The sequence below is a fragment of the Bariatricus massiliensis genome (assembly GCF_900086725.1).
Taxonomy (GTDB): domain Bacteria; phylum Bacillota; class Clostridia; order Lachnospirales; family Lachnospiraceae; genus Allocoprococcus; species Allocoprococcus massiliensis.
This window is the reverse complement of the sequence record NZ_LT574838.1, coordinates 681,744-696,125: the sequence shown is the minus strand read 5'-3', so window position 1 is coordinate 696,125 and position 14,382 is coordinate 681,744. Positions and strand designations below refer to the sequence as shown.

The window sequence follows — 14,382 nt, the reverse complement described above, 5'->3', positions numbered from 1 at the left end:
AAGGAGTGCATCAGAATGCAGGATTTTTTTGACGGGTTAGGGAAACGAATAGGAGAAACGATTGATGAGATGGGGAAGAAAGCGGAGGATACGCTGGAAATCCAAAAATATAAAAATGAGATTCACACTTTGAAGAGGGGGAATGAGAGGGACTATGCCGAGATAGGAAGGCAGGTCTATGCCCGTTTCAAGGAGGGCGATATCGTGGATCTGGATTTCGTTCCTTTATGTGAAGGGATTGAAGAGAGGGAAGAGAAAATGGAAGAGTATAAGCAGGAGATTGAGAAGATAAAAGGAGAATAGGCGGATGATAATAGTTTGTTTTCTGACCGTCATTGCCGTTGCAGGCATCGATTTGGGAATCAAGCAGTATGTTGAGAAATACGTAAAGAAGGAAGAAGAGCGCAGCATCTGGAGAAAACGGGGAATCCTGCGCAAGGTTCACAATCGGGGTATGATGATGAACAGGCTTGAGCAGCATCCGCTGTTCGTCCAGCTGGCAAGTGTGTTTGCAGGCGGGGTCCTGCTTATCTGTCAGGCAGCGCTGCTCAAGAAGCCGGGGCAGGAGAAGGAGAAGCTGGGACTTGCGCTGATGACAGCAGGGGCGATCAGCAATACTTACGACAGGCTGCGCCGGGGATATGTTGTGGATTATATGGCTGTGAAAACAAGACATAAAAAGATAACGGACTTGACGTTCAATCTGGCAGATATCTCTATTTTTGCCGGGGCCGTTCTGGCGCTTTTCGGTGCGTTTACCGGTGGTAAGGGTGGAAAATAGTATGCAGAAGATTCTTGTGGTGGAGGACGATCAAGTGTTGAACGCAGGGCTGTGTTATAATCTCCGGGAGGGAGGTTATGAACCGGTTTCTGCTTATAATCTAGAACAGGCACAGAGCGCATTTTCAGCAATGGAATTTGCGCTTATTTTGCTAGATGTCAATTTCCCGGAGGGCGATGGATTTCAATTTGCCGGATATGTGAGGGAGAGAAGCCGTACCCCGATTTTCTTTTTGACTGCCTGTGATATGGATGCAGATATCATGAAGGGATTTGACGCAGGGGCTGACGACTACATGACCAAGCCCTTTAATGTGAAAATATTAATGCAGCGTATCCGGGCAGTGCTGCGGCGGTATCAGGAGCAGCCAAGGGAGGGGCAGAACGGGGAGAGATATTTCTGTGGGAACCTGATGATTGATTTTGAGGGGTATGTAGTGAAGAAGAAGGGAACTCCACTCACGCTCACGCCTACAGAGTTCAAGCTTCTTTTTAAGCTCTGCCGCAATCCCCGCATCGTACTGACCAGACGGGTGCTGCTGGAAGAAATATGGGACGCGAAGGAGAATTTTGTGGACGAACATGCATTGACTGTGCAGATGAGCCGTCTGAAAAGCAAGATAAGTGACGATGAATATTCCTATATTAAGACGGTGTATGGAATGGGATATCAGTGGATAGGAGAGAAGCATGAGTGATTGGACGTTATGGCTGATATTGGCAGGCGTTATATTCATCTGCCTGTGCGTCTGTGTGGGAATGTGGATGTATACGAGAAGTAGGTTTATCCGCTTTTCAGACAACATATTGAATTCTATCCGCCTCATAGAGAATGGGGAGACTTTACTGGAGAATGTGAATGAGGATTCGCTGGAAGGGAAGATTAATGCGGAATTGGCAAAGCTGTGCAAGGCATATCACCACGCGGAGAATACCAGTGTTTCACAGAAGAAAGAGGTCCAGCAGATTGTCTCCGACATCTCCCATCAGCTCAAGACTCCCATCGCCAATATTGTGATGTACAATGACATGGTGCTGGGACGGAAACTGGAGCGGGACGAGGAAGAAAAATATCTCTTGATTATGAGAGCGCAGGTGGAGAAGCTCCATATTCTGGTACAGGATCTGGTGAAAATGTCCCGGATGGAAAGTGCGATGATCGTGCTGGAGCAAGGGCCCGAGAATCTGTACCAGTGTCTGGCACAGGCAGTGGCGGGTATTACCGCGGCGGCGGAGAGAAAAGGGCTGCATATGGAGATAGAGTGTCCGGAAGAATCTTTGGTATGGGTGGACAAGAAGTGGACGGTGGAGGCCATCGGCAATGTACTTGACAATGCCGTCAAGTATACGGGGCAGGGAGGGCATATCTACATTCGCGTAAATCCACTTGAGATGTTTACACGGGTGGACATAGAAGATGACGGTATTGGAATCGAGGAGAAGCATTATAGCGATATTTTTAAACGGTTTTGGAGAGAGGCGAAAGTACATGAAAATGAAGGGGTTGGCATAGGTCTGTATTTGACAAGAGAGATTCTTACACGGCAGGGCGGATATGTGAAAGTGGAATCGATACCCGGAGAGGGAAGCTGTTTTTCCTTGTATCTGCCGTCGGAGAAGGCGGGGACGCTGTAACTTTAGAACTGTTACAGCGTTTTTTCAATGTTTGAGAGATTTTTGAGACATTTATTGTTTATACTGTCACTAGCTTAAAAGTGATGGAGGAAAATAGAATGAGTATATTAAAGACTAGAGGTTTAAAAAAATATTATGGAAGTGAGCCCAATATTGTCCGGGCGCTGGACGGGGTCGAACTGGATATAGAGGAGGGAGAATTTGCGGCGATAGTAGGGACCAGTGGGAGTGGGAAATCTACGCTTTTGCATATGCTGGGAGGGCTTGATAATCCTACCGAGGGAACGATTATTGTTGCGGGCAAAGACATTTCTGAAATGGACGAGGAGAAGCTGACGGTGTTCAGACGGAGGCAGATAGGATTTATATTTCAGAATTACAATCTGGTTCCTATGCTCAATGTGTATGAGAATATCGTACTCCCTCTTGAGTTGGACGGTAAGAAGAAGGATCAGCTCTATCTGCAGAAAATTATAACGATGCTGGGGCTGGAGGAGAAGCTCAAAAATATGCCCAATCAGCTATCGGGCGGCCAGCAGCAGAGGGTGGCCATCGCGAGGGCGCTGGCCACAAAGCCGTCTATCATTCTGGCCGACGAGCCTACCGGGAATCTGGACTCGCGTACCAGTCAGGATGTGCTTGGGCTTCTGAAGGTGACCAGCAGCAAATTGAAGCAGACTATTGTCATGATTACTCATAACGAAGAGATTGCACAGCTGGCGGACCGCAGAATCCGTATTGAGGACGGAAAGATTGTGGAAGGCAGGTGGAGATAATGAATCTGGCTTCTAACGACAATAGGAACGTGATTTCTCACCTTGCCAAGAGCAGTGTGAAATCCAATAAATTGAGGAACTTTTTTACTGTTTTTGCAATTGCACTATCGGTGAGCCTTCTTGCGGTTATTAGTTTGTACATCTCCGGCCGGAAAGTGGCTGAGATGCGTCAGGTGGAACATATGCAGCATGTCATCTATGAGGCCATTGAGGAAGAACAGGCGCTTGCCATGGCCAAAGAAGAGGAAGTAAGTGTCCTCATGCGGATGAAGAGCGGTATCGGGATAGAGCTAGGAAGTAAGATTATTCAGCCGAATTATTACGATGAGACGCCTGTAAAGGGGAAAGTAGGGGAGATTGCGGTCAATGAGATAGAAGAGGGGGGCACATTTCCTGAGAAGCTTGGTGAAGTGGCTGTCACGAAGGAATACTGTGAATTGATAGGAGTAGAGCCTAAGGTCGGCAGCACTATCATGGTCACTGCAATCGACGGCACCACTGAGGAATTTGTGATATGTGGGCTTTTGAAAGGCGACTGGAAGAACGCCAGTATTTATCCGATTATCTTTTCCAAAGAATATGCGGATAACGGGGCCATGCTCGCAGGCACGCCATATAAAGCGGTGGTAAAGATAAAAGACGCGAGGTACATGCAGCAGAGTCGGTTTGAGGAGAAGATTGTAGAGCTTGGCAAAGCCTATGGTGTTAAGCGGAGCGATGTGAATCCCAACAATTATTTTACCGGGACGCTGGAGGGAGATTCGCTGCGCTCTCAGGAGCGTATTGTATTCACTGCAATCTGTGTTGGTATTTTATTTATCAGTATCTTGGTGATTTACAGTGTTTTTTACCTCTCTGTCATCGGAAGGATACGGCAGTTCGGACAGCTCAGAACGCTGGGTATGACGAAGAAGCAAATACGCAGGATGGTGACCCGGGAGGGACTGATGCTAAGTGGAATCGGTATTCCTATCGGGCTTTTGATTGGCGGGACAATCGGATATTTTATTCAGAAATCCGGATGGGACTGGATGCGGACGCTTATAATCGGGGCTGTTATTATGGTGGCAGATGTGATTACTGTGTGGATGTCTATCTATAAACCTGCCATGCTGGCGGCTGAGATTTCTCCTATTGAAGCGGCTAAATTTACTGGTGAGCTGAAGGAGAAGAAGCGGAAAAAGGCAGGGAAGAAAAGGGAGATTCAGGAGGCGAAGAAACTGAAGCGCTCTATGACTCCGATGGGGCTGGCGAAAATCAGTGCCGGGCGCAATCGGAAAAAGACATTTCTTACCGTGCTGTCACTAGGTATCGGCGGTATCTTATTTATGCTGGCGGCCACATTTATTACTGCCACCAACTTGGATGAGTATTCTCGTCAAGGTGAGTTTGCGTGGGGAGAATATGCCATTATCCTCTCCAACAATGCTGCGGAGACGAATGAGCATGGGATGTCGGGTTTACAGAAGGATAATCCGTTGAATGAAGAGTTAAAGGAACAACTCTTAAGCATAGACGGAGTAAAGAAGGTTCGTGCGTTCACCAGAATGGAAATGAAGTGGGAGGCGAGGGGGGAAGCCTCAACTGACTATGTGCATCCATTTGATGAAGCAGAATATAAAAAGGTGCAGGATAAATTTGTCGACAAGGATTCACCGCTCAAAGGGATAAGCTATAACGAGATGGTGGAGAACAGGCAGATATTCGTTGCCGGGAATTCTGTCGTGGAAGAGGTATTTGGCTGGAGATTCGAGGTCGGTGACAAGGTGAAGGTGACTTTTGATAATGGTGGCGAAACCCTTGAAAAAGAGTATACCATAGCCGGATTTGTGGAAAATTGGAGATATAACAAAGAAGCGCCTGCAATCGGATGGTTCTGTATGCCGCAAGCGCTAGTCGATGAAGTGTCCGGCAATTTGAACTTGAATGACGAGTATATTGTAGATACGGATGAGCGTAAAGAAAAGGCTATAGAAAGCCAGATTCAGGATATTTTAAAGGAGAAGCCGGATTTGGTGCTGTATACACTGAGAGAACGAAAGCTTGAAGATACGAAGAGCTTTACCCTTGTATATACCGTGATTTTAGGGCTCAGTATTTTCATTATAGGATTCAGTATGCTGAATCTTGTGAATACATTGATAACAAATGTAGTGACGCGCAAGCAGGAATTCGCTATGCTGCAGTCGGTGGGGATGAGCCGGAAGCAGCTGAACCGCATGGTGTGTCTTGAGGGCCTCCTTTTGTCGGCGGGAAATGCGGTCATAACCCTTATATTCGGGACCGTCTTTGGGTATGCCGGCATCCAGATCATGAGAGAGCTGGCCGCGGATTATATGCATTATAAGTTCCCGTTATGGTTCTATTTAGGATATTTGCTCGTGCTGGTTATTGTACCGATGCTCGTCTCGGGAATTATATTGAAAGGGTTCCAGAAACAGGCGCTGACAGAGCGTTTGAGGGTCGAGGACTAACGAATTGTATCTTGACAATGTAGTGTAAATAGTGGTACGTTTACTGTGGATATTATATCAATATACTACAGAACATTGAGGTGCAAGAATATGCAGGAATTAAAACCAATCAAAGAAGGTAAAGTACGTGAGATTTACGACAATGGTGACAGTCTGATTATGGTTGCCACAGACCGCATCAGCTGCTTTGACGTCATTTTGAAAAATGAAGTGACAAAAAAGGGCGCTGTACTGACACAGATGTCTAAATTCTGGTTTGATATGACAGAAGACATCCTGCCGAACCATATGATTTCAGTAGATGTAAATGACATGCCGGAATATTTCAGGCAGGAAAAGTATGAAGGAAAGTCGATGATGTGCCGCAAGTTAGAGATGCTGCCGATTGAATGTATCGTGCGTGGATACATAACAGGAAGCGGCTGGGCAAGTTACAAAGAGAACGGCACAGTATGCGGCATCACACTGCCGGAAGGCCTGAAGGAGTCCGACAAGCTGCCGGAGCCTATCTATACACCGTCCACGAAGGCTGAAATCGGAGATCACGATGAGAACATCTCTTTTGAGCAGAGCGTGGATCACCTGGAAAAATATTTTCCGGGCAAGGGACAGCAATATGCGGAGAAGCTTCGCGATTACACAATCGCACTGTATAAAAAGTGTGCAGAGTATGCACTGAGCAAAGGCATCATTATCGCAGACACCAAATTCGAGTTTGGATTGGATGAAGAAGGCAACATCGTAATCGGTGATGAGATGCTCACACCAGACAGCTCCCGCTTCTGGCCGGCAGAAGGCTACGAGCCGGGACACGGACAGCCGTCCTTTGACAAACAGTTCGCCCGCGACTGGCTGAAAGCTAATCCGGACAACGATTGGACACTTCCACAAGACATCGTAGACAAGACGATTGAAAAGTATCTCCAAGGATACGAAATGCTAACCGGAAAGAAACTTTAAAGTTAAGGGGGACAGGTCCCAACGCGTTGGGACCTGTCCCCCTCTACAATTCTCGATATTTTCTAACAATTTATTTTTGCATGAAAGAAACTGCAAAATTGCTTATTATCTTTTATTAAATCTTCAAACCTTCCTTTTTCTGTAATTTGACCATTTTCCATATAGATAATTTCATCATATAATTTTAGTATATCGCTGCTCATGTGGTGTGTGATTGTCAGCAGGGTCAGATCTTTTTTATGAAGCAGATGACTTTCGATGTCATAGGCGGTCTGCATATCGATAGCCGAGGTTCCTTCGTCGAGAATCAGCAGGGGCTTCTTGCGGATGAGGGCCCTTGCCACTGCGATGCGTTGTTTTTGGCCTCCGGAGAGGCTGGAGCCGTTTTCCCCCACGGGACTTTTGATTCCTTCCGGTAAATTGTGGATAAAGGCGGAGAGGCCGCTTGCCTGCAGCGCATACTCTAGCTGCTCCTGTGTAAATGACTGATGGAGGCAGATATTGTCATAGATACTTTCATCAAAAAGATAAACGTTTTGATGTATGGTTGAGGACAGCGCAAGGGTCTGGCCAATGTCCAAAGTATGGATATCATTTCCGTCATATTGGATACGGCCTTCGTAATCAGCATAATAGCCGGTCAGAAGTTTCACTAAAGTGGATTTCCCACAGCCGCTTTTTCCTACGATAGCATATTTTTTGTTTTTTTGAATCTCTAAGGAAATGTCTGTCAGTACAGGCACTGCTTTATCGTAGGAAAAACTTAAGTGTTCGGCAGATATTGTTTGGTTAAATACAGGAGAAAGCGTTCCATTGAAACTTGTACTTGTATAGTCTCTGAGCTGGTTCAGGTGCTCCGCTATAGGCTCGATGCTTTTCATTTTCGGAAGATTATTAAAAATCATAAGCAGCGGATTTGCCAAATTACTGCTGACCTGAATCATACCCAACAGCGCGCCGGCCGTAATCCGACCGATGAGGATAAAATAAGCCGACAGGAAGAGGACTACTATCTGCACCGACAGACTCAGTATCATCGAGACAGCCTCGTTGGCAGCCATGACCTTGTCGGCTGCATATTTGGCACGGATTGTTTCTTCGTTGTTCTGTCCAAAACTGGATAAGATATACGCTTTAAGACGATAAGACTTCATAACTTCAAAACCGGACAAGAAATCTTTGACTTTTATTGTAAACTTAGAAAGTGCTTTTGAATATTCTGATTGACGGTTTTCCAGAATTTTACCGAAGAGACCGGGAATCAAAAGCATACATAAAATGCATACAATGACACAGGCAGTCACAATGAAATCAAAATAAATCATTACTACCAGTGAAGCACCAAAAATAATAGTGTATTGAATAACTTCAAAAAGGGGGAGTAAATAATTTTCTTCTAAAATTTTTATGTCGTTTGTCATTGCGGAGAGATAGTCTGCCGTATTTTTTTTCGTGAAATCCTCCATAGTATGGTGAAGGATTCCGGAAAATGTTGAGGTGCGGACACTTTTTATAACACGGCAAATCAGCTTTTTTGTTAAAAGAGATTGAATAAAAGCAAACAGTCCCATCAAACTAAAATAGAGAATGGAAAAGCAGACAATGCGCCGGAATTCAGACATATTATTCTGGATTACTGCATCCAGCAGCTTCTGTAAAAGTATGGCCATAAAAACGTAGGAAAGTGAACTGAAGGCAGTAAATAAAATAGTAAAAAACATAAAGAGCTTATTCTGTTTTAAATAATGTTTCATATGAATCTCCTTTTTATACATGTAACATGTATGTATAATTGTTTAAATAAAATTGCCGGGTAAGGGCAATTTTATTATGTGATATAGGTTGACAATTTTAATCCGTTTCGGCATCCTGTGACTGGCAGTCAGCGTTATCCAGCGCTTCAAGCTGTTGTCGCCCCAACTCGGCGAGTTCTTCATCGATAACCGGGAATCCCAAACTGTCGGTTATCTCCTTGATCATCATAAAGCGCTCCCAAGTCTCTTTTTCTGTAGAAGGAAAGAGTGTGGGGATCATCCAGAAGTTAGTGAACATAGTAAAAAGTTCCGAGAGAAGTTTTGCATTGTTCGGCGCAATAGAGCCGTCATCTATACCCTCCGATATGAACTCCTGATAATAAGGGACCAAGGAAGTGTTGGTGTCGATTAGCTTTTTTAAAAAGGTAGGGCTCTCGAGCAGATTCAAAACGGAAAGACTTAGCTTTTGGCTGTCTGTCTGTGTGTCGGTAATAGACTTTTTTAGAAGAAATTGTATTTTCTGTAATCCATTCAGCTCTGTATGGGACTTGGCGTCTGTAAATGGATTAGAGCCCGCAAAAAGTTTTTCGGACAACACATCGAATACCTCTTCTTTTGATTTAAAGTGATGATAAAAGGCTCCCCGGGTCATTCCGCCCATTTCTCCGATAATGTCGAGAACCGTAGTCTCTTCATATCCCTTTTCAAGAAATAGTTTCAGTGCGGCGTCCAGTATTTTCTGTACAGTTTCTTCAGGGTATTTATTTCTGGGCAATATAATACCTCCTTCATACATGCATGTTACATGTATATTAACATGCATTGTGCATGTTTGCAAGAAAAAAATAAATTTTATATAGTTAAGGATTCGTTCATAATTTACCTGTTATACTGCAAGCATAGTAAGGAAAGGGGAACAACAATGTACGCAGCCATTCTAAAAAAGGATTTAAAACGAAAGAAGACCATGAATATCATCCTTTTGATTTTCATTACTCTTGCAGTCACCTTTATCGCCAGCAGTGTAAGCAACGTAATCTCAGTAACCACAGCTCTGGACAGCTTTTTTGAGAAAGCCGGGGTACCTGATTACTGGCTCTGCACTTCGGGGGAAGAAGAAGCTGACAGGCTGGAGAGATTTATCGAAAGTAAGAATCTTAAAATGTTCCGTCAGGATTTACTCCAGATAGAGCCGAAGAACGTGTTGATTAATGGAAAAGAGTTCGACTACTCGAACACAGTCACGTTGTCCGATATCAAGCATACGGTGAATTTGTTTGATAAAAATAATAAGAAGATAACGAAGGTAAATGACGGAGAGATATATGTCACGGCCGAGATTTATAGCAGATTTGACCTGCATGAGGGCGATAATATCGAGATTAAGGTAAATGGAGCAACAAAAAAGTTTACACTTATGGGCAGTACGAAAGATGCACTGTTCGCCTCTCCGATTATGGGGATGACACGCCTGCTGATCAGTACTTCTGATTATAAAGCCATGACCGGGCATGACGATGTAGTGATTCAGTCTATAGGAGTGTTCACGGACGACGTTGAGAAGTTTACCGAGGATTTGTTTGAGGGAGACTTCAATACCATATTCAGTAATCCACAAAGTACAATTAAGACCACGTATATAATGGATATGGTAAATGCGGCAGTTGTTTTAATAGTAAGTATATGTCTTATTTTAATTTCGTTAGTAATACTTAGATTTACAATACAATTTACAATGAGCGAAGAGTTCAGGGAAATAGGAGTCATGAAGGCTATCGGAATCGCGAGCCGAAAAATACGCAGCCTTTATCTGGTGAAATATTTGGCTATATCCATTGTGGGGGGAGGGGCCGGACTTGTGGCAAGCATTCCCTTCGGCCGTATGCTGATAGAGAATGTCTCCCAAAATATTATCATTCCGGAGACCGAGAATTATCTGATTAATATTTTCTGCGCAGTTCTGGTCATAGGGATAGTCTTTCTCTTTGGTTATCTTTGTACGAGGAGAATCAATAAAGTGACGCCTATGGACGCCCTGCGGAGCGGGGAGCGGGGAATCCGCTATAAGCGCAAGGGATTGTTGAGACTGAGCAGAACCCGCCTTACAGCAGTGCCTTTTATGGCCCTGAATGATATCCTCAGCAGTTTCCGAAGATTTGGAATTATGATGGTGATTTTTACACTGGGCGTGCTGCTGGTCATCGTTCCCGTGAATACAATCAATACCCTGCAGTCCGATAAACTGGTTTCCTTGTTCAGCATGGCTTCTGCGGATCATGTCCTGAACAGAGAGCTGATGCTCAATAATGACAACAAACACAAGACCGAAGTGGAAAATAAGCTGAGGGATGTCAAAGAAATGTTGGAAGAGAAAGGGATGAAAGCCGACGTCTTTATGGAAATGATGTTTCGCATGAACATTTCCTTGGGCGAAAAGAAGTGTTCGTCGCTGGCGTTTCAAGGAGTTGGTGATGTCACCGCGGACCAATACACGTATCTGGAGGGGTCAGCGCCTGAAAATAAGCATGAAGTGGGAATTTCCCGTGTGATTGCAGATAAGATTGGAGCAGACATAGGTGATACCGTGGAGATCAATGTGGGCAATGAGGCAAGAAAGTATACGGTCACCGCGCTCTTTCAGACCATGAACAATATGGGAGAGGGAATCCGTTTTTATCAGAATGAGGATTTGGACTATCAATATGCGGCAGGTTCGTTTGCGACGCAGATCAAGTATACAGATGAGCCGGACAATAAAGAGCTGGAACATAGAAAAGAGACGTTGAAAACACTGTTCCCGGAATATAAAATTTATACATTGGGAGAGTATTTAAGCTATATGATGGGGGATGTGGCAGGGCAAATACAGGGGACAAAGCAGCTAATTCTGGGAGTGGTCATCTGTATCAATCTGCTGGTCACCGTATTGATGGTAAAGAGTTTCATCACGAAAGAAAAGGGGCAGATCGGCATGATGAAGGCGATTGGCTTCCGGGATACGAAACTGATGCTTTGGCAGACCATGCGGATAGGCATTGTCATGGTAGTCTCGGTTCTTATTGGGACGGTGTTGTCCGCACCTATATCCAAACTGACCGCAGGGCAGGTATTTAAGATTATGGGAGCGTCCACTGTGGAATTTGACATTGTTCCGCTGGAAGTCTATGTGATTTATCCGCTCGTCATCCTTAGTACCACAATATTGGCAGCCTTCCTCACAGCAAGGCAGCTTAAGAAAATTTCAGCATCAGAGACATCGAACATTGAATAAAATAGGAGGCGTTATAATGGGAAACGTGCTTGAAGTAAAGGATTTATGTAAGACCTATATAATAAATAAGAGGCAGAATAATGTGTTGAAAAATGTAAATTTCACAGTCCATGACGGTGAGATGGTGGCGGTCATGGGGCCTTCGGGCTCAGGGAAATCCACATTGCTGTACACTGTCTCCGGCATGGATGATATCACCGCCGGCAAGGTGTTTTTCGGGGGAAGGGATATGTCCGGACTTTCAGAGAAGGAGCTTGCGGATATGAGGCTGGACGAGATGGGATTTATTTTCCAGCAGATGTATATGCTGAAGAATCTGACTGTTCTGGATAATATCATTTTACCGGCCTGCCAGTCTAAGAAGAATAAGGCGGGAAAGAAGGAAAAGGTACAGTACGGGCAGGATTTGATGAGAAAGCTGGGGATTATCGAAGTGGCGGATAATGACATCAATGAGGTGTCCGGCGGACAGCTTCAGAGAGCATGTATCTGCAGGAGCTTGATGAACCATCCCAGAATGATATTCGCAGATGAGCCGACAGGGGCCCTCAACAGGACGTCTTCCGACGAAGTCATGCAGGAATTGATGAAAATCAACGATGAGGGCACTACGGTCATGCTGGTCACCCATGATGTGAAGGTGGCGGCAAAATGTACCAGAGTCATGTATATAGTTGACGGCAGCATAAAAGGAGAGTATAAAATAGGTAGATGTGAAAATGCGGGCCAGCTCCGTGAGCGTGAACGGATACTGAATAATTGGCTGATGGAGCTTGGCTGGTAATGAGAGGATAAAGGATGATAGACATTTTGTTAGTCGAGGACAATGAAGAGCTGGGAGGCCTTCTTGTGGATTTCTTGAAGGCCGAGGGGTATTCTGTTCATCTTTCCAGAACCGGTGAGGAAGGGGAGGCGTATTTCCTCAGTGAGGGGGCACGGCTTGTGGTGCTGGATATTATGCTGCCGGGTATGGATGGGTTTGCTGTGTGCAGGAGTATCCGCATGAGCTCTAATGCGCCGATTATTATCGTCAGTGCCAAAATTGAAAAGGAGGATAAGTTGAACGGCCTGCTTCTGGGGGCGGACGATTATGTGGAAAAGCCTTATGATATCGATATCCTTCTGGCAAAAATAGGCGGAATCTTTAAGCGGAGATACGAGAGTGATGTGCTCATATGCGGAGATATCAGACTGGATAAGACAAGAAGGGCCGTCTACAAAAAGGATGAGCTTATCCAGACTACCGCAAAAGAGTTTGACTTGCTCTTGTTGCTTGTGGAAAATGCGGGTAAGGCGTTGTCAAAGGATATGATTTTTAATAAAATATGGGGCTTTGACAGTTTTTCAGAGCCGCAGACATTGACGGTCCACATCAAGCGGCTGAGAGAAAAGATAGAGGAATTACCGAAAGCGCCCATGCACATTCAGACGGTGTGGGGCGTGGGATACCGGTTTGAGGAGTGAATATGAAAGCGTTTAACAGAACATTTGCGGCGGTGCTTATAATCATCGCCGCTGTTTTTGCAGGTACGAACCTATATCTAAATAAGATACAGGGTGAAGAGGGGCGCAGCTACCGGGTGGAGGCTGAGCGTGCGGCTTCTGATATCGCCGCCGCAGGGCTGGAGCAGGTGGATATGTCCCGCTACCCTACGCTAGTCAGCATAGTAGGTCTGACGGAGGCGGACGGGCAAAGGGAACAGGAATTTTTTGAGGGGGACAATGAAGACTATCTGATTAGAAAGATAGACGGTATCTATTACCGTTTTTCGTATCAGGCGGATGACCGGGTATACCAGAAGCATATTATTAAGATTGTAAATTTGTCTTTGGCGGCCATATCGGTCATTGTGTTTGCCGTACTTATTTTTATCCGGGTAAGGCTCGTTGGACCCTTTTATCAGCTGCAGGAGGTACCCTATGAGCTGGCGAAGGGGAACTTGACCGCGCCCCAGAAGGAAGGCAGAAACCAGTTCTTCGGGCGCTTTCTCTGGGGGGTGGATCTGCTGCGGGAGAATCTGGAGCAGCAGAAGGAAGAGCGGATGGAGATGCAGAAGGAGAAGAAGACGTTGATTCTCTCGCTGTCCCATGACATAAAGACCCCGCTTTCCGCGATAAAATTGTACGCCAAGGCGCTGTCCAAAAATCTTTATGACAATCCCGACAGACAGCGGGAGATCGCGGATAATATCAATGCTAAGGCAGATCAGATCGAGGGCTTTGTCACACAGATTATTCAGGCATCCAGAGATGATTTTCTTAAGCTGAGCGTGGAGGACGGTGAAATCTATGTCTCCCAGATCGTTCATAAGATTGAAGGATATTATAAGGAGAAACTGGAGTTCCTGAAAATTGGATTCCAAATCGATAAGTATACGGATTGTATTGTAAAAGGGGATGGGGACCGTGCGGTGGAGGTATTGCAGAATATCATGGAAAATGCGGTAAAGTATGGAGACGGACATTGGATTCGGATTACCTTTGACGATGAGGAGAACTGCCGGCTTATCACTGTTACCAACAGTGGATGTACGCTCCCCGATTCGGAGATGCCGCACATATTTGACAGCTTTTGGAGGGGTTCCAATACTGGAAGCAGCGGAGGAAGCGGGCTTGGGCTCTATATATGCAGACAGCTTATGCAAAAGATGGGCGGTGAGATTTTTGCGGTGAGTGAGAATGGAGAGATGAAAGTTACGGTCGTTTTCACGAAAGTATAATTGTATACAAAA

Annotated in this window: 13 protein-coding genes; 11 read left to right on the top strand and 2 right to left on the bottom strand. The window is 45.2% G+C overall.

Going from position 1 to position 14,382, the window contains the following annotated elements; all coding sequences use genetic code 11:
- Positions 1 to 15: 15 nt before the first annotated feature.
- From BN6465_RS14815 to BN6465_RS14785, 7 genes are all read left to right on the top strand, one after another.
- Positions 16 to 303 (top strand): hypothetical protein, encoded by a 288-nt coding sequence (locus BN6465_RS14815; RefSeq protein ID WP_066736646.1) that lies wholly within the window; start codon positions 16 to 18, stop codon positions 301 to 303.
- A 4-nt stretch (positions 304 to 307) separates the two neighbouring features.
- Entirely contained in the window at positions 308 to 781 is a 474-nt protein-coding gene (locus BN6465_RS14810; protein WP_066736644.1) for a signal peptidase II, read from the top strand.
- A 1-nt stretch (position 782) separates the two neighbouring features.
- Positions 783 to 1,478 carry a response regulator transcription factor gene (locus BN6465_RS14805; RefSeq protein ID WP_066736642.1) on the top strand — a complete coding sequence of 232 codons (696 nt, stop codon included), beginning with the start codon at positions 783 to 785 and terminating at the stop codon, positions 1,476 to 1,478.
- Positions 1,471 to 2,415, top strand: a complete 945-nt coding sequence (locus BN6465_RS14800; protein WP_066736640.1) for a sensor histidine kinase — start codon at positions 1,471 to 1,473, stop codon at positions 2,413 to 2,415. The genes BN6465_RS14805 and BN6465_RS14800 overlap by 8 nt, the downstream gene beginning before the upstream one ends.
- Positions 2,416 to 2,513: 98 nt before the next feature.
- The gene (locus BN6465_RS14795) at positions 2,514 to 3,191 is read left to right on the top strand and encodes an ABC transporter ATP-binding protein (RefSeq protein WP_066736639.1); all 678 of its coding nucleotides are present in this window, start codon (positions 2,514 to 2,516) and stop codon (positions 3,189 to 3,191) included.
- The gene (locus BN6465_RS14790; RefSeq protein WP_066736637.1) at positions 3,191 to 5,665 is read left to right on the top strand and encodes an ABC transporter permease; all 2,475 of its coding nucleotides are present in this window, start codon (positions 3,191 to 3,193) and stop codon (positions 5,663 to 5,665) included. Before BN6465_RS14795 ends, BN6465_RS14790 begins: the two co-directional genes overlap by 1 nt.
- Positions 5,666 to 5,755: 90 nt before the next feature.
- A complete protein-coding gene (locus BN6465_RS14785) occupies positions 5,756 to 6,625 on the top strand; it encodes a phosphoribosylaminoimidazolesuccinocarboxamide synthase (RefSeq protein WP_066736635.1) in 870 nt (289 codons plus the stop codon).
- A gap of 62 nt (positions 6,626 to 6,687) precedes the next feature.
- Here the strand turns inward: BN6465_RS14785 and BN6465_RS14780 are convergent, their stop codons facing one another.
- The gene (locus BN6465_RS14780) at positions 6,688 to 8,379 is read right to left on the bottom strand and encodes an ABC transporter ATP-binding protein (protein ID WP_066736633.1); all 1,692 of its coding nucleotides are present in this window, start codon (positions 8,377 to 8,379) and stop codon (positions 6,688 to 6,690) included.
- 97 nt (positions 8,380 to 8,476) lie between these two features.
- Positions 8,477 to 9,154 (bottom strand): TetR/AcrR family transcriptional regulator, encoded by a 678-nt coding sequence (locus BN6465_RS14775; RefSeq protein ID WP_066736631.1) that lies wholly within the window; start codon positions 9,152 to 9,154, stop codon positions 8,477 to 8,479.
- 147 nt (positions 9,155 to 9,301) lie between these two features.
- On the opposite strand from BN6465_RS14775, the gene BN6465_RS14770 reads away from it, so the two are divergent.
- The 4 genes from BN6465_RS14770 to BN6465_RS14755 are packed head-to-tail and all read left to right on the top strand — an operon-like array spanning position 9,302 to position 14,370.
- Positions 9,302 to 11,650: an ABC transporter permease gene (locus BN6465_RS14770; protein WP_066736629.1), complete on the top strand. Its 2,349-nt coding sequence runs from the start codon at positions 9,302 to 9,304 to the stop codon at positions 11,648 to 11,650.
- Between the two features lie 16 nt (positions 11,651 to 11,666).
- Positions 11,667 to 12,434: an ABC transporter ATP-binding protein gene (locus BN6465_RS14765; RefSeq protein ID WP_066736626.1), complete on the top strand. Its 768-nt coding sequence runs from the start codon at positions 11,667 to 11,669 to the stop codon at positions 12,432 to 12,434.
- A 14-nt stretch (positions 12,435 to 12,448) separates the two neighbouring features.
- Positions 12,449 to 13,114, top strand: coding sequence for a response regulator transcription factor (locus BN6465_RS14760; protein WP_066736624.1), 666 nt, complete (start codon positions 12,449 to 12,451; stop codon positions 13,112 to 13,114).
- Between the two features lie 2 nt (positions 13,115 to 13,116).
- Entirely contained in the window at positions 13,117 to 14,370 is a 1,254-nt protein-coding gene (locus tag BN6465_RS14755) for a HAMP domain-containing sensor histidine kinase (protein WP_066736621.1), read from the top strand.
- Positions 14,371 to 14,382 lie beyond the last annotated feature (12 nt).